The organism is Streptomyces sp. NPDC085866 (assembly GCF_044541035.1).
In the GTDB taxonomy this organism is placed as follows: Bacteria; Actinomycetota; Actinomycetes; order Streptomycetales; family Streptomycetaceae; genus Streptomyces.
On sequence record NZ_JBITSQ010000009.1, the window covers coordinates 69,545 to 93,029 of the forward strand.

The window sequence follows — 23,485 nt, forward strand, 5'->3', positions numbered from 1 at the left end:
CGGAGGGAGTTGCGCGGTCCGCCCGTGGACGTGCGGTGTCTTGCGTTCCGTTTCACTCCGTGAGGGCGCCGCGGGCCGCGGCGAGGGCCTGTTCGGCGTAGCCGCGGCCGAACAGCACCACGTGCACGAGCAGCGGGAAGAGCTGATGCAGGCCGATGCGCCGCCGCCAGCCGTCGGCCAGCGGTGCCGCCTCCTGGTATCCGGCCAGTACCCGGTCCAGGTGCGGGCAGCCGAACAGCTGGAGCATCGCCAGGTCGGTCTCCCGGTGCCCGCCGTGCGCCGCCGGGTCGATGATCCGGACCGCCCCGTCTGTGGCCCACAGCACATTGCCGTTCCACAGGTCGCCGTGCAGCCGGGCGGGCGGTTCGGCCGGTCCGGCGAGTTCCGGGAGCCGCTCGCAGAATCGCTCGATCACGGCGGCCTCCGCGGGCCGCAGCGTGCCGGCGTCCACCGCACCGCGCAGATACGGCAGCACGCGGTGCTCGGCGTACCAGCCGGGCCAGTCTTCCCCGGGTGTGTTGCGCATGGGCGCGAGGCCGATGTACGCCTCCTCCGGGCCGCCCGGCGGCGGCGCGCCGAACGCCGGTGCCCCGGCGGCGTGCAGGGCGGCGAGGGCGTGGCCGAAACGTAGCGCTGCCGTGCCGTCGGGCCGCCCGGTCGGCACGCGCTCGGTGACCATCCACCGCTCGTCGTGGCCGAGCACCTCCGGCACCCGGACCGCGCCCGCCGCGCCGAGCCAGCGCAGCCCGGCCACCTCGGCGCATACCGCGCCCGGGGCGTCGCCACGCTTGACCATCACCGCCGTTCCACCCTCCAGCGTCACCTCCGCGGGCGCCCCGGACGGCGTCCGCGAGGCCGTGACCCGGCGCCCGGTGAGCCTGGACGCCGCCTGCCCTGGATCCTCGTCTCGGTTGACCACGGGCCCCAGCGTACGGCCCGTAAATGAGGTTCCCCTGAGGGCACTTCGACCATTGATACGACTGATTTCGGCCAAACCCAGGCAGTAACTACCCGTGTTGACGTCGTACGGCTAGCGTGAGGGCGCCGCGTCGCCACACCAGGGGCACAGGGCCCTGACGGGACTAGCGCGCGGCGGAGGGTTTCCCCCTTGACCACAGCATCCGTGCTGATGGCCGACGTCTTCGAGGTTCAGCCCTACACCTCCCACTGCGAAGTCATCTTCGGCGAGGGCGCACATGCCGTCATCGGCGTGTCGCCGGGCAACAGCTATTTCTCCGCCCAACGCCTGCACGACCTCGCCCGCTGGGGGCTGGACCACTTCGACAGGGTCGACTTCGTCTACACCGACCTGTACGTGGCCGAGATGTACGAGGCGTCCGGCTACGCGCCGGACGAGGCCCGCCGCAAGGCCGTGAAGAACCTGCGGGGCGTGCGCGCGAAGGTCCGCGACGCGGTGACGGAGGCCGACCCGGACGGCGCCCGGCTCGACTGGCACCCGATGTCGGCCTTCCGCACCAACCCCGCTTACCAGGAGATCCACCGGCAGCTGCAGCACAGGCTGCAGTCCGACGGCGACTTCCGGCGCGTCTGCAACGCTCTGGTGAGCCGCTTCCTGTCGGCCCGGGGCGAGCAGGCGAGCGAGCGGCAGCGCGAGGTGTGCCTGGAGTACGTGTGCGCCGAGGCGCCCCTGTTCCTGGACACCCCCGCCATCCTCAAGGTGCCCTCGTCGCTCAACTGCTACCACCAACTGCTGCCGATGGCCGAGCTGTTGTACTCCCGCGGCGCCGGACTGCGCGCCTCCCGCAACCAGGGCCACGCCATCGTGACGCCCGCCGCCCAGCAAGGAGCCGCGGCATGACCACCGCCCCCGACATCCGCACCGAGGCACAGCTGTTGGACTTCCCGTTCTCCTGGGACGGCACCCGCGTGCCCGCCGAGGTCGAGGACCTGCGCGCCGCCACCCCCGTACGGCCCGTGCGGACCATCGCCGGCGACGAGGCATGGCTGGTCTCCTCCTACGACCTGTGCCGGCAGGTCCTCAAGGACGACCGGTTCTCCCTCAAGGACACCTCCGCGCCCGGCGTCCCCCGCCAGTACGCGCTCACGATCCCGCCCGAGGTCGTGAACAACATGGGCAACATCACCGGGGCGGGGCTGCGCCGGGCGGTGCTGAAGGCGCTCAACCCCAAGACCCCCGGCCTGCTGGACTGGCTGCGCGAGGAGGCTCACCGCCTGGTGGACCTGATGGCGGCCGAAGGGCCGACGGTGGACCTGCGCGACGCGTTCTGCGAGCCGTACTCGGCGGGCATGCACTGCCGCATCCTCGGCATCCCGCAGACCGAGGCCCCGGCCTTCCTGCGCAGCCTCGACATCGCCTTCATGAACTCTGCGTGCCCGATCACCGGCGCGAAGATCAACTGGGACCGGGACATCACCCGGATGACCGCCCTGCTCGACGCCCCGGCCACCCACGGGCTGATGGGTGAGCTCGCCGCACTGCGCGACGACCCCGACTACGCCCACCTGACCGACGAGATGCTGGCCACCGTCGGCGTCACCATGTTCGGCGCCGGCACCATCTCCACCTCGGGCTTCCTCGCCATGGCCCTGGTCTACCTGCTCACCCACCCCATAGCCAGGGACCTCCTCAGGGACCGCCCCGACCTGATCGGCCCGGGCGTCGAGGAGCTGCTGCGGGTGAACCTCTCCATCGGCGACGCCCTGCCGCGCCTCGCCCTGGAGGACGTCCGGCTCGGCGACGTGCAGGTCCGCCGGGGCGAACTCGTCCTGGTCCTGGTGGAGGGCGCCAACCTCGACCCGGAGAAGTTCCCCGACCCGCACCGCTTCGACGTCCACCGCGACAACACCGCAGACCACCTCTCCTTCGGCGGCGGCGCCCACTACTGCCCCGCCACCGCACTCGGCCGCGCGCATGCCCGGATCGCCCTGGAGGTCCTGCTCGAACGCCTGCCGGACCTCGCGCTCGCCGTGCCGTCGAGTCAACTGGTCTGGCGCACCGGCTTCATGAAGCGGATCCCCGAACGGCTCCCGGTGGCCTGGTAACCCACAGGCTCTCCGTACGTCCTGTACGGCGTCCCCGGTCCGGCACCCCGGACGGGGACGCCGACGTACGCCACCGTCACCGGCGCGCGGACTCCCGTCGCGTCAGCCCCACCGGATTGCCGGGCGGCAGCAGCGCCGAGTCCTCGACGGTGCGGGCCAGCGGTTCCAGCAGCTCGGCCAGGCGTGCGGTGCGCTCCGCACCGAGCGCGGTCCACGGGCGCTCGGCCGCCTCGTCGGTCCGCGTCTCGATGTGCGCGCGCCCGGCGACACCCGCGCGGGTCAGCGATCCGTCCTCGGCGAGGAAGCCGCGCTCCCGCAGGGCGGCCTCGGCCGCCGCCCAGTCCTCCGGCTCCCACCTGCGGGTCTCCCGCAGGAACGCCCCGTCCGACTCCCCGGCGGCCGCCTTGAGCACCATGGCCTCGACCGGCCCGAGGCCCAGGCCCACCAGGACGGCGACATGCCCGTCGCCCCGGTGCTCGCGCAGGGTCGTCAGGGCCTGCCACAGCCGCACCGTCGGCCGCTCGGGCCGCTCCAGCGCCTGGTTGGCCGCGGCCAGCACTCGTCCCGGAACGTCCGCCGCGGCCGCCGCCTCCCACGCGAGATCGGCCGCCTCCGCCAGGTCCGCCGAGCGCGTCACGTCCGGCCCGAACAGGCGGGTCATGGCCGCGTCCATGGCCTCTCCGCGAGCCGCCAGCACCTCTTCCGGAGCCGCGTACCCCCAGGCGTCGGGCAGTGCACGGGCCACCCGGGCGGGGTGGAAGACATAGAAGGAGCCGGTGACCACGGACGGCGACACCGCGCCCAGCGGGGCCGCCCGCAGCGCGAAGTACCCCATCCAGAACCCGCGCATCCCCAGCCGGTCCGCCGCCTGCCTCGCCTCGGGCGCGAAGTACACGAGATCGTGCACCGGCTCGTACCGCTCCCACATCGTCCGTGCCGTCCCGCCCGCCACTGCTTCCTCCCACCGCGCCGGCCTGCCGTGCTGTCGGCACCAGCCTGCGCCATGACCGCTGTCATAACAAGCGGATACGGGGCAGGTTCCGGCCCCTCGTGATCACTCGGGCAGGGCCTGGACGCGTCCGATGACATTGCCGAGCAGCCCCGTGAACCACACCGCGTGGTCGGGACCCGCGGCGATACGGAACGGCACCTTGTCCGCGCCGCCCGGCACCGGAAAGTCGGTGATCCTGCCGGCCGCGTCGACGCGACCGATCCGGCCGGCCTGATCGGCGTACCACACCTGTCCGTCCGGCCCGAGGGCGATGCCGCTGGGACTGCTGTCCGGGTCGGGCAGCGGGACCCCGGTGACGCGTCCGGTGGAGTCGATCCGCTCGACCGAGCTGGAGCCGGACGTGGTGAACCACATGCCGCCGGGGCCGGAGACGATGTCGTCGGGAAAGCCGGACGCGGGAGGCAGCGCGAACTCGGTGATCCGGCCGGAGCCGTCGATCCGCCCGATCTTCCCGCCGGTCAGTTCGGTGAACCACAGCGCTCCGTCCCCGCCCGCCGCGATGGAGTTCGGGGAGGCGCTCGGGGTCGGGACCGGGTACTCGGTGATCCGGCCGGAGGCGGTGATGCGGCCGATCCTGTTGCCGTCCGCCTCGGTGAACCAGAGGGCACCGTCCGGTGCGGTCGCGATCCCGGTCGGGAAGCCGTCGGCCGTCGGTACCGGGAACTCCGTGAGCTGTCCGGAGGTGGTGATCCGGCCGATCCTGTTCGCCTTCCCCTCGGTGAACCACAGCGCCTGGTCCGGGCCCGTGGTGACGGCGAGCGGGAAACTGTCCGGACCGGCGGTGGGAAAGTCGGTGACCTTGCCTTCGACGGTGACCCGCCCGATCCGGCCGACTCCGGACGCCGCGAACCACACGGCTCCGTCCGGTCCCGTGGTGAGGCCGGCGGGGAGGGTGTCGGCCGTGGTCGTGATCGGAAACTCCGTCACATCGCCGACGTCGGCCCGGGCCGGGGCGGCGACGGCGGAGACCCCGACCAGGGCACCCAGCGACGCCGTGAGCAGTCGGCGGATGCCGCGTCCGGGCACGGCTGCGGCGGCGGGCATGGGGCGGCCCCTTCTCGTTCTCGGCGGGGCGAGGGAAGGAGGGCGCCGCCGTGCCGTGGTGGATCGTCGGACTCAGGCTAGGGGCGCCCGCACGGCCGTACGACCGCACCGACCCGGACGGGGGACGGAGCGGTTGCCCCCGGGGGAGCGCCCCTGCCTCACAGCCCTGTCCCTGTCACAAACATTGACGCGTCCCTCCCACACCTCTACTTTCTGACCGACTTACCGAACTTCGTTCGAAATACCGGCAGTTGACGAGTCCCGGGAGACCACATGCGCGCAACCCCCCACCGCCCAGGCCTGCCCTCACGTCGGCTGTTCCTCGGCATGGCAGCGGCCGTGCCGCTGGCCGCGGCCACCGACCTGGCCCTGGGTGCCCGCCCCGCCCACGCCGCGGACTCCGCCTACGTCATGGGGTACTTCACCGAGTCACCCAACGGCACCGGCACCGACTACGGCCTGCACCTCGCCGTCAGCACGGACGCGCTGCGCTGGATGCCGCTCAACCAGAACGACCCCGTCGTCACCCCGACCGAAGGCGCCGGCGGACTGCGCGACCCGTTCGTCCTGCGCAAGCAGAACGGCGCCTTCGTCGTCCTCGCCACCGACCTCAAGGGCACCGACTGGAGCTACGTCAGCCAGTACATCCACGTCTGGGACTCCGCCGACCTGCGCACCTTCACCAACTACCGCCGCCTCGAGCTGCACGACATGAACACCCACAGCTGGGCTCCGGAGGCATTCTGGGACGCGGGCCGTGGCCGGTACGGCATCATCTACTCGTCCGTGAACTCCAGCGGACACAACGTGATCATGGTGAACTACACCGGCGACTTCCGGACCGTCTCCGCCCCCCAGGTCTTCTTCGACCCCGGCTACGACGTCATCGACGCAGACCTGGCCGTAGGTGTCGACGGTGTCAACTACCTCTACTTCAAGAGCAGTTCGGCGCAGGCACTGGTCGGCGCCAGGTCCACCTCGCTGGACCCCGGGAGCTTCGCCGTCTTCAGCACGCCGGTCGCCCACGGCGGCACCGAGGCCCCCGTCCTCGTCAAGTCCCAGACCTCGGGCACCTGGTGGCTGTGGGGAGACACGTACACGCCGAACGGTGTCTTCTACGCCTGGCAGAGCACCGACCTGGCCGCAGGCACCTGGAGCGCTCTCGACCAGCGCACCTACACCCAGCCGGTCAACTCCAAGCACGGCACCATCCAGCCCATCACCACCACCGAGTACACCAACCTCGTGGCCAAGTGGGGCGCACCCGCCTGGAACCGGATCAAGTCCTACAACCACCCGGACCGCTACATCCGCCATGCCGACTACGTGGGCCGGATCGACGCCTACCCCTTCGACCCGTACGCCGACTCCCAGTGGAAGCTCGTGCCCGGCCTGGCCGACGGCTCCGGCGTCTCCTTCCAGTCGGTGAACTACCCGACCCGCTATCTGCGGCACTACGCGTACCAGCTGCGCCTCGACGTGAACGACGGCACCTCGGCCTTTGCCCAGGACGCCACCTTCTATCGGGCCGCGGGCCTCGCCGACGCCGGCTGGACCTCCTTCCGCTCGTACAACCACCCCACCCGTTACATCAGGCATTCGGACTACGTCCTGCGCATCGACCCGATCTCCACGGCCACGGACCAGGCTGACGCGACGTTCTTCGTGGGCTACTGACGGCGCGGGCCGGGCGGCGGGCGGACGGGTGACGGGGGCTGGTCCGAACGAGGGGTGTTCCGGCGTGTCGATGGGACAGACGGGTGGAGCGGTGACCCGGCTGGGCGGCCCGGATGGTGCGCGGCAACCGCCTGACTGACGGTGGTTCATGTCGAGGCCGGGTTCATTCAGCCGATGTCGAATCCGCTGCCCGGCCACGGCGGAAGGACCTCGACATGCGTTCTGCCCGCATCCTGCTCGCCACGGCTGCCGCCGCGGCCGCCCTCTCCTTTGCCACACCCGGCGCCGTGTTCGCCGTATCGGCCGGGGACGACGGCGGCCGTGACGACTCCTCGCACAGCAGGAACCAAGACAGCGATTCCGGCGACGACAGTGATTCCGGCGGTGGCCACGACAAGGGCTCCGGCGGCGGCCACGACAAGGGGTCGGACAGCGACCACGACAACGACTACAGCACGGACCGCGACAACGGCGGCAGCCACGACTCGCCGCGCGGCGGAATGCACACGGGCGGCGGTGCCCTCGCCGCGGTGCGGGGTGACGACGATTGGAGTTCGAGCAGCGACGACAGCAGGTTCGACCCGGAGACCTACAAGAACAAGGACGAGGACAGCGGGGACAAGGGAGATAAGGGAGACAAGGGAGACAGTGGCAAGGGGGACAAGGAGGACAGCGGCAGCGGCAAGGGGGACAAGGACGACTGGGGCGGCGGCGGTGACGACCAGGACAAGCCGCGCGGCGGCATGCACACCGGAGGCGGCGCCCTCGCCACGCCCGGTGTCACCACGGGCGGGCTCGCCGTGCTCGCGGTAGGCGCCGCAGGCATGTACGCACTGCGTCGGAAGAAGGCCGCCGAGCCGGCGTCCTGACCGGACTCCCACATGCCAGGGGATGCGGCCGCCGCCGGCGCACACCGTGCCGGCGGCCCGCCCCCGAACCCCGATCCGCTTGCTGCCGTGCCCGAGTGAGGTGGTGTCCGATGTCAGCAGATCCCTCCTCCCCGCCCCCCGCCGAACCGGCGACGGACCAGCCGACCCCCGGCTTCGGCGGCCGGCTGACCCTGTGGGGCGTGGCGATCGCCGTCCTCGCCGTCAGCCTGTTCGGCGGGCATCACGGTGTGAACGACACCCCGGACGTATCCCGTACCGCGGGCGCGACCGGCGCCGCGACGGGCGACTCCCACCGGGCGGGCCTGCCGCTGCCCCACTCCGTGCCGATCCGGCTCCTCATCCCGAAGATCTCCGTGGACGCCCCCTTCGCGGCCCTCTCCCTCGACCCCTCCGGCCGGCTCGAGCCCCCGCCGGCGGCCAACACCAACCTGGTCGGCTGGTACTCCGAAGGCGCCTCGCCCGGCGAGGCGGGCACGTCCATCATCGCCGGACACGTCGACACGGTGACCTCCGCGGCCGTCTTCGCCAACCTCGATCAGCTGGAGGCCGGCGACCGGTTCTCCGTCGACCGGGCCGACGGGCGGCGGGCGAACTTCGTCGTGGACGACACGGAGACCTTCGCCAAGGACGACTTCCCGAGCAAGCGCGTGTACGCCGACACGGCGCGCCCCGAGGCCCGGCTCATCACCTGCGCGGGGGACTACGACCACTCGGTGAAGGACTACACCGACAACCTGGTGGTCTTCGCCCACCTCGTGTGACGCCCCGGCGGACCGGTAGCACGGGTCAGACGGCGCCGTCCGCGAAGGGGCCGCCCGGGGCGAAGGCCAGCGCGGCGAAGCGCTCGCCGATCCGGCGGTGCGTGGCGGCGTTCGGGTGGAGGTCGTCGGGCAGCGGCAGCTCGGCGCTGTCTGTCTCCCCGTACAGGTCGCGGCCGTCGAGGTGGTAGAGGTGCGGATCCTCGGCGGACCGCTGCCGTACGATCCGGGCCAGTTCCTCCCGGATGACTCCCAGGGTGAGTTTGCCGTACGCCCGCTCCGCCGGATCGCCGGTGGCCCGGAACCGCAACTGCCCCGAACTCAGGGAGCCGAGGTCCAGGGCGCACGGGCCCGGCGTGTCCTCGTGGATGGGGCACAGGATCGGGGAGATCACGAGGAGAGGGGTGTCCGGCCGGCCCTCGCGGATGGTGTCGAGGAAGCCGTGCACGGCGGGGCCGAAGGCGCGCAGCCGCATCAGGTCGGTGTTGACCACGTTGATGCCGAGCTTGACGCTGATCAGGTCGGCGGGAGTGTCGCGCAGTGTGCGGGCGGTGAACGGGTCGAGGAGAGCGCTGCCGCCCAGGCCGAGATTGATCAGCTCCACCCCGCCGAGCGCGGCGGCGAGCGCCGGCCAGGTGGTGGTGGGGCTCGCGGCGTCGGAGCCGTGGCTGATGGAACTGCCGTGGTGCAGCCACACCTTGCGACCCCGGTCCGGCACCGGCTCGACGGTCGCGTCGGCGCGCAGGGCGACCAGTTCGGTGGTCTCGTTGTGCGGCAGCCAGATCTCGACGTCCTTCATCGCGGCGGGCAGGCCGGTGAAGCGCACGGTGCCGACCGGGCCGGGCCGCTGCTCGGCGGTGCCGGCGGCCATGTCGATGGTCAGGGTGTTGCCGCCGGTGACGGACGCGCTGCCGGCCGGGCGCCCGTCGACGAGCAGGTCGTACACGCCGTCCGGGCGCGGCGGGGCGCCGACGTAGACCCGTTTGGTCGGCAGCGTGTCGAGCTCGACGGCGGTGGCGCGCGTGCGGAGGGCCAGCCGCACGCCCGACGGCTGGGCCTCCACCATGCGCAGCTGCGGGTCGGCGCACTGGGCCCGGGCCCGGGCCGGAAGCCGGTGCGGCAGCAGTCCGTGTTCGGTGCGCTCCAGGTCGAGGGCGCCGCGTATGAGGTCGGCGGTCAGGGGGACGGTGAGCCAGTCGTACGAGGACATCGGTGCGAGCCTGTCGATAGGAGGGGGAGGGGGAGTCAGGGCGTCGGCCAGTTGCGCAGCAGTGCGTCGAGGGCGTCCAGGATCCGGGTCCAGGACTCCTGCGAGTCGGGTGCGCTGTGGCTGAACCCGCCGGCCGACTCGAGGCTGACGTAGCCGTGGAAGACACTGCCGAGCAGCCGGACCGCATGGGTCTGGTCGGGCTCGGTCAGGTCGTAGCCGCGCAGGATCGCCCGGGTCATCTGGGCGTGCCGGCCGCCGGCGCTCGCGGCGGCGGCCTCCGGGTCGAGCCGGAACCGGGCCGCCTCGTAGCGGCCGGGGTGCTCCTGGGCGTAGTCGCGGTAGACGTTCGCGAAGGCCTGGAGGGCGTCCTTGCCGGCCCGGCCGGCCAACGCGTCGGCGGCGCGGTCGGCGAGTTCCTCCAGCGCGAGCAGGGCGATCCCGGTCTTCAGCTCCTGGGAGTTCTTCAGGTGCGAGTACAGGCTGGCGACCTTGACGTCGAAACGCCGGGCCAGCGCGGACACCGTCACCTGTTCGAAGCCGACCTCGTCGGCCAGCTCCGCTCCCGCACGGACGAGACGCTCCGCGGTCAGTCCTGCGCGCACCATAAGCTTCCTCCCATTTACCGATACTGATTATGCAGCTGCCTAAAACTTTTAGGCAAACGGGATAGCGCTGTAGTGGGACTCGATGCCTGAGGAAGGTGTCAGCCGCCCGTCGACTCGCGGACGACCAGGGAGAAACGGCTGACGAACTCCTCCTGGTCCACCGGCGGCCCCGCCCGCCCGATCCGTGCGGCCAGCAGAGCGACCGCCCGCTCGGCCATCAGGTCGTGGTCCGGGTCCACGGTGGACAGCGAGGGCACGAGGAACGCGCTCTCGTCGACGTTGTCGAAGCCGATCACCTTGACCTGCCCGGGCACCCGCACCCCGGCATCGGCCAGGCCGCGCAGCGCGCCCATCGCCACGGTGTCCGTCACACAGAACACGCCGTCGAAGCGCAGTCCGTCCGCCGCCATCGCCCGGGCCCGCCGGGCGGCGGCGTCCATGGTGAGCGACGGCACGCTCTGCACCAGCTCCGGATCCACGGGCAGGCCCGCCGCCTCCAACGCCTGCCGGTAGCCGGCATGGCGCAGGCTCGACACGTCGACCTCGTCGCGCAGCTCCCCGCACAGGATGGCTATGCGCCGGCAGCCACGCTCGATCAGGTGCCGGGTCGCGGCCGAGGCCGCCTCCACGTTGGGCATCGCGACGTGGTCCACGGGGCCGCCGAAGATCCGCTCACCCAGGATGACCACGGGGTGGTCGACCCTGAGGGAGCCGACGTCGGCCGGGCCCATGCCGACGGTGGCCAGGATGAGCCCGTCGTAGAGCCGGTTGCGGGACAGGGACAGAGCCGCCAGCTCGTCCTCCCGTCGGGCACCGGTCTGTTCGATGCTCACCCGCAGGCCGTGCCGGGCCGCCGCCGTGATGATGGCGGCGGCCAGCCGGCCGTAGTACGGGCGGTTCACCTCGGGGACGGCGAGACCGATGGTTCCGGTACGGCCCTTGCGCAGATTGCGGGCGGCCACGTTGACGCGGTAGTCGAGCCGGGCCATCGCCTCCAGGACGCGCTGCCGGGTGGCGGGGCGGACGTTGGGGTGGTCGTTGATGACGTTGGAGACGGTCATCGCCGACACCCCGGCCGCCTTCGCCACGTCCTGGATCGTCGCCACGCTCACTCCCGCCCGGTGTCCTCCGCAAGACGATAGAGGGCGGCACCGTGGGCGGGCAGGTCGACGGTCAGGTGGCGGCCGTCGTGCGGGGTGCCGGTACGGGTCCACAGTTCACGGACGCGGTCGCCGGGGCGGGAGCCGACCGAGCCGAGCGGCACCCGGAACCGGCGGGGTTCGTCGGCCAGGCAGAACACGGCCGCGTAGCGGGTGGCCCCGTCGGTGTCGCGGGCGGTCCACAGGACGAGGTCGCCCTCGCGGAGCACCTCGCGGTTGCCGGTGCTGTGCCACAGCACGGCCAACGCTTCGTCGTTGGTGAGCAGTTCGAGCGTCTCCGGCGGGCTGCCGGGCAGGTCGCCGCCCATCATCAGCGGCGAGCGGGAGATCAGCCACAGGGTGAGCAGGCTGATCTGTTCCGGCCGGGTGAGCCGGCACAGCCGCTCCTCGCCGCGCTCGGCGCGGATGCCGATCCGGCCCAGGGGCAGCATGTCGGCGTCCGCCCAGCCGTCTTCGTCCTGCCAGGGAGCCCACCGGGCCATCCGGGCGAACTGGGCCTCGACGTCCTCCCAGCGGTCCCACAGGTCGTCGCAGACCCGCCACATGGTGGCGTTCGCCCGCAGATGGTCCAGACGGGCGAGGGAGACGTCGGTGCCGGGGGAGAGACTCAGCTCGATCGGCCGGCCGCTGCGCTCGACGGCCCGGGCGTACGCGGCGATCTCCCGCTCGTGGTACGGGAAGAGCATGTCGTCGGCCTTGACGAAGTCCACGCCCCAGCGGGCGAACTGGGCGACCTGGGAGTCGTAGTACGCCTGGGCGCCCGGATGGTCGTGGTTCAGGCCGTAGTTGTCGGAGTTCCAGGGGCAGACGGAGCCGGTGTCGGCGATCTCGTCGGCGGTGAAGCCGGTGTCGGCGACGGGCAGCCGGGCGGCGACGGCCCGGCGTGGGATGCCGCGCATGATGTGCAGGCCGAAGCGCAGGCCGAGGTCGTGCACCCGCCGGGCGAGCGGGCCGAATCCGGCCCCGCCGGCGGCGGACGGGAACCGGTTCGGGGCGGGGAGCTGGCGGCCGTGGGCGTCGAGGACCAGCGGGGCGTCCGGGTTGTAGCCGTGGGCGCGGGCCGTCGGTTCGTACCACTGGATGTCCACCACCACGGTGTCCCAGCCGTGTGCGAGCAGATGGTCCCGCAGGAACCCGGCGTTGGCGAGCACCTCGTCCTCGGTGACCGTGGTGCCGTAGCAGTCCCAGCTGTTCCAGCCCATCGGAGGGCGCAGGTGCCGGGCGGGGATCGGTCGGTCCATGCTCGACTCCGCTCAGTCCGCGAGGGTCACGGGCGCCTGGACCGTGACGAACGAGTGCGGCGGGAGGGTGAGGGACAGCCCCCGGCCGGTGACGGTCACGTCCGCGAAGGGGCGGGGTGTGACGGCCGTAGGTGCCTGCGGGGTGTTGTGCGTCTGCAGCTTGTCGGCCGTGAGGACGCGGGCGTACGGCTCACCGGCGCGGCCGCCGCGCAGGTCCAGGCTCACCTCGGCGGGCTCCTCGGCGTCCAGGTTGCTCAGCGAGACGAGCAGCGATCCGTCCTTGACGCTGGCGGAGGCCGACACCGTCTCCAGCTCGGCGTCCCCGACCCGGCGCCGGGCGGACTCCGTCCGCAGGTGGACGGGGAGCGAAGTGGCGTCCTGATGGCCCTTGTTCATCTCGAACACGTGGTACGTCGGGGTCAGTACCAGCGCGTCCCCGTCGGTGAGGAGCATCGCCTGCAGGACGTTGACCGTCTGGGCGATGTTGGCCATGTACAGGCGGGCCGCGTGCCGGTGGAACACGTCGAAGTGGGTGCTCGCCACGAGCGCGTCCCGCAGGGTGTTCTGCTGGAACAGGAAGCCGGGGTCGGTGCCGGGCTCCACGTCCCACCAGGTGCCCCACTCGTCCAGGACGAGACCGACCGTGCGCCGTGGATCGTAGACGTCCATGACGGCGGAGTGGCCGGTGAGGATCCGGTCCACGCCTCGCGCGGACAGCATCGTGCGGTAGTGATCGTCGACGCCGAACCCGGTGGCGCTGCCCTTCGCCTCCCACGGTCCGGTCAGCGTGTAGTGGTGGACGGAGACGCCCTGGAAGTACGTGCGCGGGGTGGCCTCGCAGCCGAAGCAGCTGATCTGCTGCATCAGCGTCTCGGTCCACTTGTAGTCGTCGTCGGAGGCGCCCGAGGCGATGCGGTACAGCTTGTTGTCGCCGTGGTCGCGGCAGTACGTGGCGTACTGCCGGGCCAGGTCGGCGGAGTACTCGGCGCGCATGTTGCCGCCGCAGCCCCAGGTCTCGTTTCCGATGCCCCAGAACCTGACCCGCCACGGCTCCTCGCGGCCGTTGGCCTTCCTGAGTCGCACCATGGGGCTGTCGCCGTCGCGGGTCAGGTACTCGACCCACTCGCTCATCTCACGGACGGTGCCGCTGCCGACGTTGCCGCTGATGTACGGCTCCGCGCCCAGTAGTTCGCACAGGGCCATGAACTCGTGGGTGCCGAAGTGGTTGTTCTCCTCGACGTTGCCCCAGTGGGTGTTGACCATCCGGGGCCGCTGCTCACGCGGGCCGACGCCGTCCTGCCAGTGGTACTCGTCGGCGAAACAGCCGCCCGGCCAGCGGAGGTTGGGGATGTCCAGGGCGCGCAGCGCCTCGACGACGTCGAGCCGGATGCCGCCCTCGTTCGGGATCGGGGAGTCCTCGCCGACCCAGAAGCCGCCGTACACACACCGCCCGAGATGCTCGGCGAAGTGACCGTAGAGATGACGGCTGATCGTCGGACCCTCGATGTCGAGGTTGATGATCGCGGTGGCGGTGGGCACGACGGTACTCCAATCCGAGATCGTTTGTATCGATAAAAAAGCTTGCATCAAGGCGCGGCCGCGTCAAGGGAGCGGAGGGCGGCAGCGAACCGGAGGCCGGCCGCGAACACCCACCTTTTTGTGGGTACTTGGCAGCCCCGCCCCACCGGGAGAGGCTGTTCTTCGAGGTCAGGGGATACCGGACAGGGGGGAGTGGAGGTGAGCTTGACGGGGCGTCAGGAAGTCGGCCGGGGTGCGACGAGCCGCTCCAGGCGGCGGTGGCCCCAGTCGGACAGGGGGCCCAGGGCCTCGGCCAGGTCGCGGCCGAATTCGGTCAGCGAGTACACGGTCTTCGGTGGCAGCACGTCGTGCACCTCCCGGTGCACCAGCCCGTCCGACTCCATCTCGCGCAGCGCCTGAGTCAGCACCTTCTCGCTCAGCCCCGGCAGCCGGCGCCGCAGCTCGCCCGGCCGGTGCGGGCCGGACTCCAGCAGCCACAGCAGCGAGGTCTTCCACTTGCCGTCGATCACCGCGATCGCGGCGGTCACTCCGCACACGTTCGGATCCTGGGCACGGCTGCGCGTCATCCTCGTCCTCTTCGTTCGTCCGCCCGGCCGTTCGGCCGTATTTCTCACTTGTACGGGAGTCGAATCATGTCTGCACCCTCCGCACGCTTCACCGTCACCGTGCTCGGTCTGGGCCCGATGGGCCGCTCGCTGGCCGGCGCCTTCCTGAAGGCCGGGCTGCGCACCACGGTCTGGAACCGCACGCCGGGCAGGGATCTCGAGCTGCTCGGACAGGGCGCCGCCGGCGCCGCGACCGCCGAGGAGGCCGCCGCCGCGAGCGACCTGGTCGTCATCTGCCTGGTGAACTACGACGCGGCCGACGCCGTCCTGCGCCAGGGCGCCGTCACCCGGGCACTGAACGGCCGTACCGTCGTCAACCTCACCGCCGACACCCCCGACCGCGCCCGGGACACGGCCGACTGGGCCGCAGCCCACGGCATCCGCTACCTGGACGGCGCGATCATGACCCCCGCACCGAGCGTCGGCACGCCCGACGCCGTGTTCCTGCACAGCGGCCCGCGGGACCTCTTCCGGGAGCAGCTGCCGGTGCTGGAGGCCCTGGGCGGAACACACACCCACCTCGGCGAGGAGATCGGGCGCGCCGCCACGTTCGACATCGCGCTGCTCGACATCTTCTGGACCGCGATGGCGGGCTACGCGCACGCCGTGGCGATCGCCCGGGCGGAAGGTGTCACCGCCCGGGAGCTGGCACCCTTCGCCCAGGGCATCGGCACCATCCTGCCGCCGCTCTTCGCGGAGTTCGCGGACGACGCCGACAGCGGCACCTACTCCGGGGCGATCAACCCCATCACCTCGGCCGTCTCCACCATGGCCCATGTCGTCGCCCTCTCCGAGGTCCACGGCATCGACGCGGGCGTGATGCGCGCGGCGGAGGGCATGGCTCGCCGGGTCGTCGGCCTGGGCCACGGCACGGACGGCTTCATCCGGGTCGCGGAGGTACTCGGCCGGCACTGAAGCCGGCCGCGACTCCCCGTGCCGACGGGTGGACGGAACGTAACGGACGCGGACCTGCGACTTGTGCGCACGTCCGTGCGATGGAACGCTTCCGTCCGCCGGCCGCGACCACGGCCGGCGAAGCTGTGAGCATGGGTTTCCCGGGAGACGGTCGGTCTCCCGGAGCCGGTCGTGGGACGAAACGGGGAGTGGACCGATGGAGCTGGAGCTTCGGCACCTGCGTGTGCTGTGCGCGATCGCCGACGCGGGCAGCGTGGGCCGTGCCGCAGCGCACCTCGGGTACTCGCAGCCCGCCGTGAGCACCCAGCTCAGACGTATCGAGCGCCACCTGGGCGAGCCGCTCTTCGAACGGAGCGCGAGCGGAGTGCGGCCCACCCGGTACGGCGCCGAGGTCGTCGCCCAGGCCCGGGACGTGCTGGCTCGCGCCGACGCCATCGGCCACCGCCCCGCCACCGCCCGGCCGCGCCGTACACTGCGCGTGGCCGCGACCAACTCGCCCATGCTCTCCGGCACGGTGTCCCGCGTCCGCACCCGGCTGCCGGATCTCTCCCTCGCCGTGACCAGCGTCTACGCCTCCTCGCGGATCGTCGAACTGCTGGAGGAGGGCACGGTGGACGCGGCCATCGCCGCCGACTACCCCGGCATGGAGCTGCGGCACTCGACCGACGTGCAACACCGCGGCATCGTCACCGAGCCGACGTTTGTCGCCCTGCCCTCGCGCCACCGCCTGCGCCAGTGCGCCCAGGTGCAGCTGGCCGACCTGGCCGAGGACGACTGGTTCGTGACCCCGGACGACGGCGCCGGCTGGCCCGGGGTGTTCTACGACGCCTGCGCCGCGGCCGGGTTCACCCCCGTCGCCGTACACGAGTTCCTCGGCGACCAGACCCAGCTGCAGAGCATGATCGCCGACGGTCTCGGTGTGTCCCTGGTGCAGCCGACGCTGCGTCCGATCCCGCACGTCACGGTCAAGCCGCTGGCCGGCTCGCCGCTGTGGTGCCGTTATGTGCTCGCCTGGCGCCCCGACACCGTCACCGCCGACGTCGTGGAGGCGCTCTTCCAGTCGGCCCTCGGCGCCTACCGCGATCTGGTCGCCCAGGCACCGCACTTGAGGACCTGGGCGTCGCGCACCTGGAGCATCGCCGGGGCGTAGCGGCCGTCGGCGCAGCAGGCCGCGATGTTATGGGCCCGTAGTGCCATGTGCTATGTCACACGCCATTGTTTGTGCGGATGGCGCGCTGAGACAGTGCCACACACGCCTCAACACCCCACCGAGGCGCATCCCTTCGTGGAGGAATCCCGATGCGCTATCGCTTCGCGCTGCCCAGACGCATGGCCGGCGCCGCCGCCGTCTGCGTCACCGTGGCCGGCCTGCTGTCCACACCGGCGCTGGCAGCACCCCAGTCGAACTCCGGTACCGCCGCGCACACACCCGGCAGGCACACCCCGGCGCCACCCCCCACCGGCCCGACCACCGGTGGCACCGAACGACCCGCGACCCAGGCGAGGAGTCTCAGCCCCGCCCAACTCCCACCCCAGGCACCGACGTTCACCCGCAGCATGGAGACCGCCCCGCACGGTGTGACCAAGGCGGCCTCCTGCACTCCGGCCGACTTCGGCAGCCGTACCGGATCCGCCCTCGTCTCGTTCGTGAAGGTGTCCTCCACGGACTGCGTGAACACCCTCTTCTCGGTCACCGGCAGGGACGCGCACGACATCTTCCGCCAGGCACAGATGCTGACCGTCGCCAACGCGTTCACGCGTACGGCCGGGCAGTACCAGGGCGACAACTCCGGCAGCCTGCTGCAGCTCGTCCTCTTCCTGCGCGCGGGCTACTACGTGCAGTTCAACCACCCCGGTGACGTGGGGTCGTACACCTCCCGGCTCACCACCGCCGTCACGGGCGGCCTGGACACCTTCTTCGCCCGGTCCCGCTCCCGGGACGTGACGGCCGCGAACGGTGACATCCTCGGCGAGACCGTCATCCTCACCGACAGCGCCGACCAGCAGGGCCGCTATCTCTCCGTCTACCGGCGGCTGCTGGGCGACTACGACAGCTCCTACGACGCCGTCGACAGCATGGTCAGGGCCGTCAACGACGTCTACACGCCGCTGTGGCGCGGCAACTGGAACCCGGCGTACGTGCAGGCGGTCGACGCCGACCCGCGCATCATCGACACCCTGTACGACTTCGCGCTGGCCAACACCGACCAGCTCGGCACCGATCTGGCCTTCCTGGACTCCAACGCCGGGATGAACCTGGCCCGTTACGTCGAGCACCCGGAACTGCGGGAGACCGTCCAGCCGTTGACCAAGGATCTGCTGGACCGGACCGGGATCACCGGCCCCACGGCCGGGCTCTGGGTCGCCGTGGCCACGCAGGCCAACTACTACGACAGCGCCGACTGCGCCTACTACGACGTCTGCGACCTGCCGGCGAAGCTGACCAAGGCCGTTCTGCCGATCAGCCGCCACTGCGACGCGAACGTCACGATCCTCGCCCAGTCCCTGACCGCCGACGACCTCGACGCCGCCTGCGCCAGCGTGCTGAACCAGAGCACCTACTTCCGCGGCCTGGTCAAGGCCGGCGGAGCGATACCGGGACAGTACGTGTCCATGATCCAGCTCGTGGTCTTCGCAAGCCGCACCGACTACCAGACCTACGCCGGTCCGATCTACGGCATCAGCACCGACAACGGCGGTATGACCCTCGACGGCGACCCGTCCGACCCGGCCAACCACGTCACGTCGATCATGTACCAGAAGAACTACGACGACGGCTTCGTGGCCCGGATCTGGAACCTCAACCACGAGTACACGCACTTCCTCGACGCCCGCGACGACATGAAGGGCGACTTCACCCAGCAGACCTCGGTGCCCGACGTGTGGTGGATCGAGGGCCTCGCCGAGTACGTCTCCTACAGCTACCGGAGCCTCGCCGACGACCAGGCGATCCAGGAGGCCGCCAAGCACACGTACAGGCTGAGCACCCTGTTCGAGAACACCTACGCCAACAGCGACGTGACCCGCACCTATCCGTGGGGCTACCTCGCCGCGCGCTACATGATCGAGCGGCACCCCGACGACGTGCAGCGCATGCTCGACCGCTTCCGTGTCGGTGACTACGCCGGCGGATACGCCGTCTACCACGACGGCATCGGCACCCGCTACGACGCCGACTTCGACCAGTGGCTCACGGCGTGCGCCGCGGGCGCCTGCGCCAGGCCTTCGGTGGCCTGACCGCCCGCGCCCGAGCAGAACGGCCGCCGACCGGAACCCCGGTCGGCGGCCGCACGTGTCACGCGGGTCCCCGGTGTCAGACCGCTGTCGCCGGGTACGTCGGGTACTCGACGCCCGAGACGTGCTGGACGACCCGGACGACCTGGCAGGAGTAGCCGAACTCGTTGTCGTACCAGAGGTAGAGGATGGCGTTGTCGCCGTCGACCTTGGTCGCGCCGGCGTCGACGATCGAGGCGTGGCGCGAGCCGACGAAGTCCATGGACACGGCGTCGGGGGCGGTGGTGAAGTCGATCTGGCGCTTCAACGGCGAGTTCAGCGAGACGTCGCGGAGGTAGTCGAGGACATCGTCGCGGGTGGTCTCACGACCCAGACGCAGGCTCAGGATGGCGATCGAGACGTCCGGGACGGGGACGCGGATCGAGCTGCCGGTGATCGGGGCCTTGAGGTCCGGCAGCGCCTTGGCGACGGCGGAGGCGGCACCGGTCTCGGTGATGACCATGTTGAGCGGCGCGGAGCGGCCGCGGCGGTCGGCCTTGTGGTAGTTGTCCAGCAGGTTCTGGTCGTTCGTGAACGAGTGGACGGTCTCCACGTGACCGCGCAGGACGCCGAACTCGTCGTCCATGGCCTTCAGCGGCGGGACGATCGCGTTGGTGGTGCAGGATGCGCAGGACAGGATCTGCTCGTCCGGCTTGATCGTGTCGTGGTTGACGCCGTGGACGATGTTCGGGACGTCGCCCTTGCCCGGGGCGGTCAGGACGACCTTGTCGACACCGGGGCGCAGGTGCTTGGCGAGGCCCTCGCGGTCGCGCCACTTGCCGGTGTTGTCGATGAGGATGGCGTCCTTGATGCCGTGCGCCGTGTAGTCGACCTCGGAGGGGTCGTTGGCGTAGATCACCTTGATCGCGTTGCCGTTGGCGACGATCGTGCTGGTCGCCTCGTCGACGGTGATGGTGCCGTTGAACTGGCCGTGGATCGAGTCGCGGCGCAGCAGCGAGGCGCGCTTGACGAGGTCTGCCTCACCGCCACCGCGGACGACGATGGCACGCAGGCGCAGGCCGTTGCCGGAGCCGGCCTTCTCGATCAGCAGGCGGGCGACGAGGCGGCCGATGCGGCCGAAGCCGTACAGGACGACGTCGCGGCCGGCACCGCGCTCGATCTTGTTGGCACCCGTGGCGCCGGCGACGGCCTCGGCGGTGAACTCGGCCACCGACAGACCGCGGTCGTCGGTCCTGTAGGTGGCGGCGAGCATGCCGATGTCGATCTGGGACGGGCCGAGATCGAGGGTGGTGAGGGTCTGCAGGAAGGGCATGGTCTCGGTGACCGAGAGCTCCTCGCCGGCGATCTGCCGGGCGAAGCGGTGCGTCTTCAGGATGCTGACCACCGACTTGTTCACCAAGGAGCGGCTGTGCAGCAGGACGGTCACGTCCCGCTCGCGGTGCAGCTTCCCGATGATCGGGATCATCGACTCCGCGATCTCCTCGCGGTTCTTCCAGTTGGTGAACGAGTCGTCGTTGACAGTCACAGATCCATCTTTCGAGCTAGGCAGCGCTCAGATGATAACAACAACCGCTTCTGGTCTTTACGGGGGTCCTGAATCAGGGTGGAAGACCGTAAGAAAGCCGGGTCGCGGATTGCACGCCCGCAGTGCCGTGACCATGGTCTGAGGGTGAGCACGTCCTCCGTACCCCGACCCGAGCCGGCCGCCCCGTCCCGCCCCTTCCGCGGCCCCGCCCTGCCCCTCGTCGCCCGGCACCGGATCCCCGAAGGCGCCCTGCCGGCCCTCGCGGTGTTCGCGGCGGTCCGGATCGCCGGGATCCTCGTCGTGATCGTCGCCAACCACCTCACCGGGCACCCGCTGGTCAGGAGCCTGGCCCACTCATGGGACTCCCGCTGGTACCTGCACATCGCCACCCATGGCTACGGGCACCTCATCTGGATCACCCCGAGCGGCGGGGTACAGGCCGACTGGGCGTTCTTCCCGCTCTACCCCGGGCTCATCCGCGCCCTGACCACCGTCCTCCCGCTCACCCCCGGCCAGGCCGGGCTGCTCGTCGCCTGGGCCGCCGCGGGCGTGGCCGCCTACGGCGTCTACGTCCTCGCCCACCACCTGTACGGGCGTGCCGTCGCCACCGCCCTGGTCGGACTGTGGGCCGTGCTGCCGCACGCCGTCGAGCTGACCATCGCCTACACCGAGTCCCTCTTCGCCGCGCTCGCCGTCTGGTCCCTGTACTGCGTGCTCAGGGGCCGCTGGCTGTGGGCAGGCTCGCTGGCCGCGCTGGCGGGTCTGTCCCGGCCGACCGGATTCGCGGTGGCGGCGGCCGTCGGCCTCGCCGCCGCGCAGGAGGTGCTGCGGCGGCGAGGCCGGGTGCCCGCGACCCTGTGGGCCGGCGCCCTGATGGCCCCGCTGGGCTGGCTCGCCTACGTCCTGTGGGTGGGGCAGCAGACCGGCGACCCCCTGGGGGGCTACTTCAAGATCCAGAGCGCCTGGGACTCGCGCTTCGACTTCGGCGTCGGCGCCCTGCGCTTCCTCAGAGCGCTGTTCCTGCACGGCGGCGGCTTCGTCTACCCGGCCGCCCTGATGATCGTCGCGGTCTCCGTCGTCCTCTTCGGGCTGCTCTGCCTGGACCGCGCCCCGCTCGTCCTGGTCGTCTTCGCCGGGGTGCTGGTGCTGCTCGTGGTCGGCGGCTCCGGCTCGTTCTCGTCCAAGCCGCGCTTCCTGCTCCCGGTCTTCCCCCTGCTGATCCCTCCGGCCCGTGCCCTCGCCCGCACCTGGCGGGTACGCCCGGCCCAGGCCCTGCTCGTCGGCGGCGCCCTGGCCGTCGTGTCCCTGCTGTACGGCGCCTACGTGACGGTGGTGGCCCACTCCCCGCTGTGAGCCACCGCGACCGGGCGCGGGCGGAAGTCGGCCGCCTTTCAAGGGAAACGCGGCTCCCGCGCCCGGAATGGGCTGGATCCGGGACCGGTTCACCGAAAAGATCGTGCGGAGTCCTGACGAGAGAGGCGTGTTGATGAAGCTGCACACCCGTGAGTGGGGGACCGGGGACCGGATCGCTGTCCTGGTCCACGGGATCATGTCCGACCACAGGACCTGGCGCCGGGTCGCGCCGGCCCTGGCGGACAAGGGCTACCGGGTCATCGGCGTGGATCTGCGCGGGCACGGCGCGAGCGGCCGGGGGGAGTACGGCGCCGAGATCTGGGCCGACGATCTGGTGGAAACCCTGCCCAAGGGCCCGGAGTTGGCGATCGGCCACTCGCTCGGCGCCATGGCGCTGGCCCTCGCCGTCGAGCGCCTCGCACCGGACCGGGCCGTCTACTGCGACCCGGCCTGGGAGCTGGGTGGCAACGCCGCCGCGGCCGCCACCGCCTTCCCGTCCTTCAAGGACGCGCCCCGTGCGATGATCACCGGCTTCAACCCGCGGTGGGAAGAGGCCGACGTGGACATCGAGTTGGCCACGCTCGCCGACTGGGACCCCGCGACCGCCCACGCCCTCCCCGACGCCTACGCGGTCAGCCGGACCCCGGCCCGCCCGGTGGTGCCCTCACTCGTCATGCTGGCCGACCCCAGCCGGCTCGTGTCCCCGCAGGCGGCGGGCGAGTTGGCGCGCAGGGGCTTCGAGATCCGCACCGTCCCGGGGGCGGGGCACACCCTCTACCGGGACGACTTCGACGGGTTCATGTCGGCGCTGGACGGATGGATGTGAACGTGCGTCCGCCGCTGGGACGCCGGGCCCGGTACGGCTGAGTCGCACCCTGGGGAAAACCTCACCCGCCTTCCGGGGGTCTGCCGCAGTGCCCCGAGTGCCTACCGCGTGATCGGCTGTGTGCACCGGAGTCGAACGAGGGCAGCCGAGGGGTGGCGGACAGGTGCGGTATCGGTGGGGGTGTGCGGCGTGGGTCGTGGGAGTGGTGCAGTTCTTCGTCCTGCACGGCGTCGTCGAGTCGGCGTGGGCGAGGCCGTACAGCTGGGCGCGGAACAACATCAGTGATCTGGGCAATGCGCACTGCGCCTGGCAACCGGACCCCGAACCGCGCTACATCTGCTCGCCCGAGCACACGCTGATGAACGTCTCCTTCGTCACCCTCGGTGTGCTGTTCGTCGCCGGTGTCCTGCTGACCGGTGCCCTGTGGCGGCGCGGCGCGGCCGCGACCGCCTCCCGGCTGCTGCTGGCCGGTGCCGGTGCCGGGTTCGTGCTGGCCGGGCTCGCGCCCGCGGACGTGCACGAGAACCAGCACGTCCTGGGCGCCCTGCTGATCATGGCGACCGGCAACCTCGGCCTGCTGCTTTCGGGAGCCGCTCTGGACGTGCCGCGTCCCCTGCGGTGGGGGAGCGGACTGCTCGGCGCCGTGGCACTCACCGCCTTCGGGCTCTTCCTCTCCCACCACTACCTCGGGCTCGGCATGGGCGGCATGGAGCGGGTCGCGGCGTTCCCGCTGCTGGTGTGGGCGGCGGCCCTCGGCGCCCGGGGCCTGGCCGTGCGGGACGCTCGGTGACCAGCTCTGTGTCAGGGCGGGAAATGCCCCTGGGGCAGGATCCTCCTATAAAGATAAAATCTAGGCGTTTGCCCCGA

21 protein-coding genes are annotated in these 23,485 nt (G+C 71.3%); 11 read left to right on the forward strand and 10 right to left on the reverse strand.

Annotated features, from left to right (window positions below):
- Window positions 1-52 precede the first annotated feature (52 nt).
- Window positions 53-919, reverse strand: coding sequence for a fructosamine kinase family protein (locus ACIF83_RS23390; RefSeq protein ID WP_399729569.1), 867 nt, complete (start codon window positions 917-919; stop codon window positions 53-55).
- Window positions 920-1,108: 189 nt separating this feature from the next.
- Here ACIF83_RS23390 and ACIF83_RS23395 point away from each other — a divergent pair, with 189 nt between their 5' ends.
- Together ACIF83_RS23395 and ACIF83_RS23400 are read left to right on the forward strand one after the other, a co-directional pair.
- The gene (locus ACIF83_RS23395; protein WP_399729571.1) at window positions 1,109-1,819 is read left to right on the forward strand and encodes a tRNA-dependent cyclodipeptide synthase; all 711 of its coding nucleotides are present in this window, start codon (window positions 1,109-1,111) and stop codon (window positions 1,817-1,819) included.
- Window positions 1,816-3,024: a cytochrome P450 gene (locus tag ACIF83_RS23400; protein ID WP_399729574.1), complete on the forward strand. Its 1,209-nt coding sequence runs from the start codon at window positions 1,816-1,818 to the stop codon at window positions 3,022-3,024. The genes ACIF83_RS23395 and ACIF83_RS23400 overlap by 4 nt, the downstream gene beginning before the upstream one ends.
- Window positions 3,025-3,100: 76 nt before the next feature.
- On the opposite strand, the gene ACIF83_RS23405 is transcribed toward ACIF83_RS23400, so the two are convergent.
- On the reverse strand, window positions 3,101-3,976 hold the full coding sequence (locus tag ACIF83_RS23405) for a hypothetical protein (RefSeq protein WP_393483232.1): 876 nt from the start codon (window positions 3,974-3,976) through the stop codon (window positions 3,101-3,103).
- Between the two features lie 102 nt (window positions 3,977-4,078).
- Window positions 4,079-5,080, reverse strand: a complete 1,002-nt coding sequence (locus ACIF83_RS23410; protein WP_398141017.1) for a hypothetical protein — start codon at window positions 5,078-5,080, stop codon at window positions 4,079-4,081.
- A 273-nt stretch (window positions 5,081-5,353) separates the two neighbouring features.
- On the opposite strand from ACIF83_RS23410, the gene ACIF83_RS23415 reads away from it, so the two are divergent.
- From ACIF83_RS23415 to ACIF83_RS23425, 3 genes are all read left to right on the forward strand, one after another.
- Window positions 5,354-6,757 carry a glycoside hydrolase family 43 protein gene (locus tag ACIF83_RS23415; protein ID WP_399729578.1) on the forward strand — a complete coding sequence of 468 codons (1,404 nt, stop codon included), beginning with the start codon at window positions 5,354-5,356 and terminating at the stop codon, window positions 6,755-6,757.
- A gap of 215 nt (window positions 6,758-6,972) precedes the next feature.
- Complete coding sequence (locus ACIF83_RS23420) at window positions 6,973-7,626, forward strand: hypothetical protein (protein WP_393483224.1); 654 nt, start codon at window positions 6,973-6,975, stop codon at window positions 7,624-7,626.
- A gap of 110 nt (window positions 7,627-7,736) precedes the next feature.
- A complete protein-coding gene (locus ACIF83_RS23425) occupies window positions 7,737-8,408 on the forward strand; it encodes a class F sortase (RefSeq protein ID WP_399729581.1) in 672 nt (223 codons plus the stop codon).
- A gap of 25 nt (window positions 8,409-8,433) precedes the next feature.
- On the opposite strand, the gene ACIF83_RS23430 is transcribed toward ACIF83_RS23425, so the two are convergent.
- The 6 genes from ACIF83_RS23430 to ACIF83_RS23455 form a co-directional block, all read right to left on the reverse strand.
- A complete protein-coding gene (locus ACIF83_RS23430; RefSeq protein WP_399729584.1) occupies window positions 8,434-9,615 on the reverse strand; it encodes a GDSL-type esterase/lipase family protein in 1,182 nt (393 codons plus the stop codon).
- Window positions 9,616-9,650: 35 nt separating this feature from the next.
- Window positions 9,651-10,220, reverse strand: a complete 570-nt coding sequence (locus tag ACIF83_RS23435; protein WP_399729587.1) for a TetR/AcrR family transcriptional regulator — start codon at window positions 10,218-10,220, stop codon at window positions 9,651-9,653.
- A gap of 98 nt (window positions 10,221-10,318) precedes the next feature.
- Complete coding sequence (locus ACIF83_RS23440; protein ID WP_399729590.1) at window positions 10,319-11,326, reverse strand: LacI family DNA-binding transcriptional regulator; 1,008 nt, start codon at window positions 11,324-11,326, stop codon at window positions 10,319-10,321.
- Window positions 11,327-11,328: 2 nt separating this feature from the next.
- Entirely contained in the window at window positions 11,329-12,621 is a 1,293-nt protein-coding gene (locus ACIF83_RS23445) for a glycoside hydrolase family 27 protein (protein ID WP_393483212.1), read from the reverse strand.
- Window positions 12,622-12,633: 12 nt separating this feature from the next.
- Entirely contained in the window at window positions 12,634-14,160 is a 1,527-nt protein-coding gene (locus ACIF83_RS23450) for an alpha-N-arabinofuranosidase (RefSeq protein WP_399729593.1), read from the reverse strand.
- A gap of 215 nt (window positions 14,161-14,375) precedes the next feature.
- Window positions 14,376-14,726 (reverse strand): winged helix-turn-helix transcriptional regulator, encoded by a 351-nt coding sequence (locus tag ACIF83_RS23455; RefSeq protein WP_393483206.1) that lies wholly within the window; start codon window positions 14,724-14,726, stop codon window positions 14,376-14,378.
- A 66-nt stretch (window positions 14,727-14,792) separates the two neighbouring features.
- On the opposite strand from ACIF83_RS23455, the gene ACIF83_RS23460 reads away from it, so the two are divergent.
- The 3 genes from ACIF83_RS23460 to ACIF83_RS23470 all read left to right on the forward strand — a co-directional run bounded on the left by ACIF83_RS23460 (window position 14,793) and on the right by ACIF83_RS23470 (window position 18,917).
- Window positions 14,793-15,680, forward strand: a complete 888-nt coding sequence (locus tag ACIF83_RS23460; RefSeq protein ID WP_399729596.1) for an NAD(P)-dependent oxidoreductase — start codon at window positions 14,793-14,795, stop codon at window positions 15,678-15,680.
- Window positions 15,681-15,876: 196 nt separating this feature from the next.
- Complete coding sequence (locus ACIF83_RS23465) at window positions 15,877-16,830, forward strand: LysR family transcriptional regulator (RefSeq protein ID WP_393483200.1); 954 nt, start codon at window positions 15,877-15,879, stop codon at window positions 16,828-16,830.
- Window positions 16,831-16,979: 149 nt separating this feature from the next.
- Window positions 16,980-18,917 carry a collagenase gene (locus ACIF83_RS23470; RefSeq protein WP_399729599.1) on the forward strand — a complete coding sequence of 646 codons (1,938 nt, stop codon included), beginning with the start codon at window positions 16,980-16,982 and terminating at the stop codon, window positions 18,915-18,917.
- 76 nt (window positions 18,918-18,993) lie between these two features.
- Here the strand turns inward: ACIF83_RS23470 and ACIF83_RS23475 are convergent, their stop codons facing one another.
- Window positions 18,994-20,439 carry a glyceraldehyde-3-phosphate dehydrogenase gene (locus tag ACIF83_RS23475; RefSeq protein WP_399729602.1) on the reverse strand — a complete coding sequence of 482 codons (1,446 nt, stop codon included), beginning with the start codon at window positions 20,437-20,439 and terminating at the stop codon, window positions 18,994-18,996.
- A gap of 144 nt (window positions 20,440-20,583) precedes the next feature.
- Here ACIF83_RS23475 and ACIF83_RS23480 point away from each other — a divergent pair, with 144 nt between their 5' ends.
- The 3 genes from ACIF83_RS23480 (at window position 20,584) to ACIF83_RS23490 (ending at window position 23,408) form a co-directional block, all read left to right on the forward strand.
- Window positions 20,584-21,792 carry a hypothetical protein gene (locus tag ACIF83_RS23480; protein ID WP_393483191.1) on the forward strand — a complete coding sequence of 403 codons (1,209 nt, stop codon included), beginning with the start codon at window positions 20,584-20,586 and terminating at the stop codon, window positions 21,790-21,792.
- A 133-nt stretch (window positions 21,793-21,925) separates the two neighbouring features.
- On the forward strand, window positions 21,926-22,618 hold the full coding sequence (locus ACIF83_RS23485; protein ID WP_393483188.1) for an alpha/beta fold hydrolase: 693 nt from the start codon (window positions 21,926-21,928) through the stop codon (window positions 22,616-22,618).
- Window positions 22,619-22,814: 196 nt separating this feature from the next.
- Window positions 22,815-23,408 (forward strand): DUF998 domain-containing protein, encoded by a 594-nt coding sequence (locus ACIF83_RS23490; RefSeq protein ID WP_399729606.1) that lies wholly within the window; start codon window positions 22,815-22,817, stop codon window positions 23,406-23,408.
- Window positions 23,409-23,485: the final 77 nt, after the last annotated feature.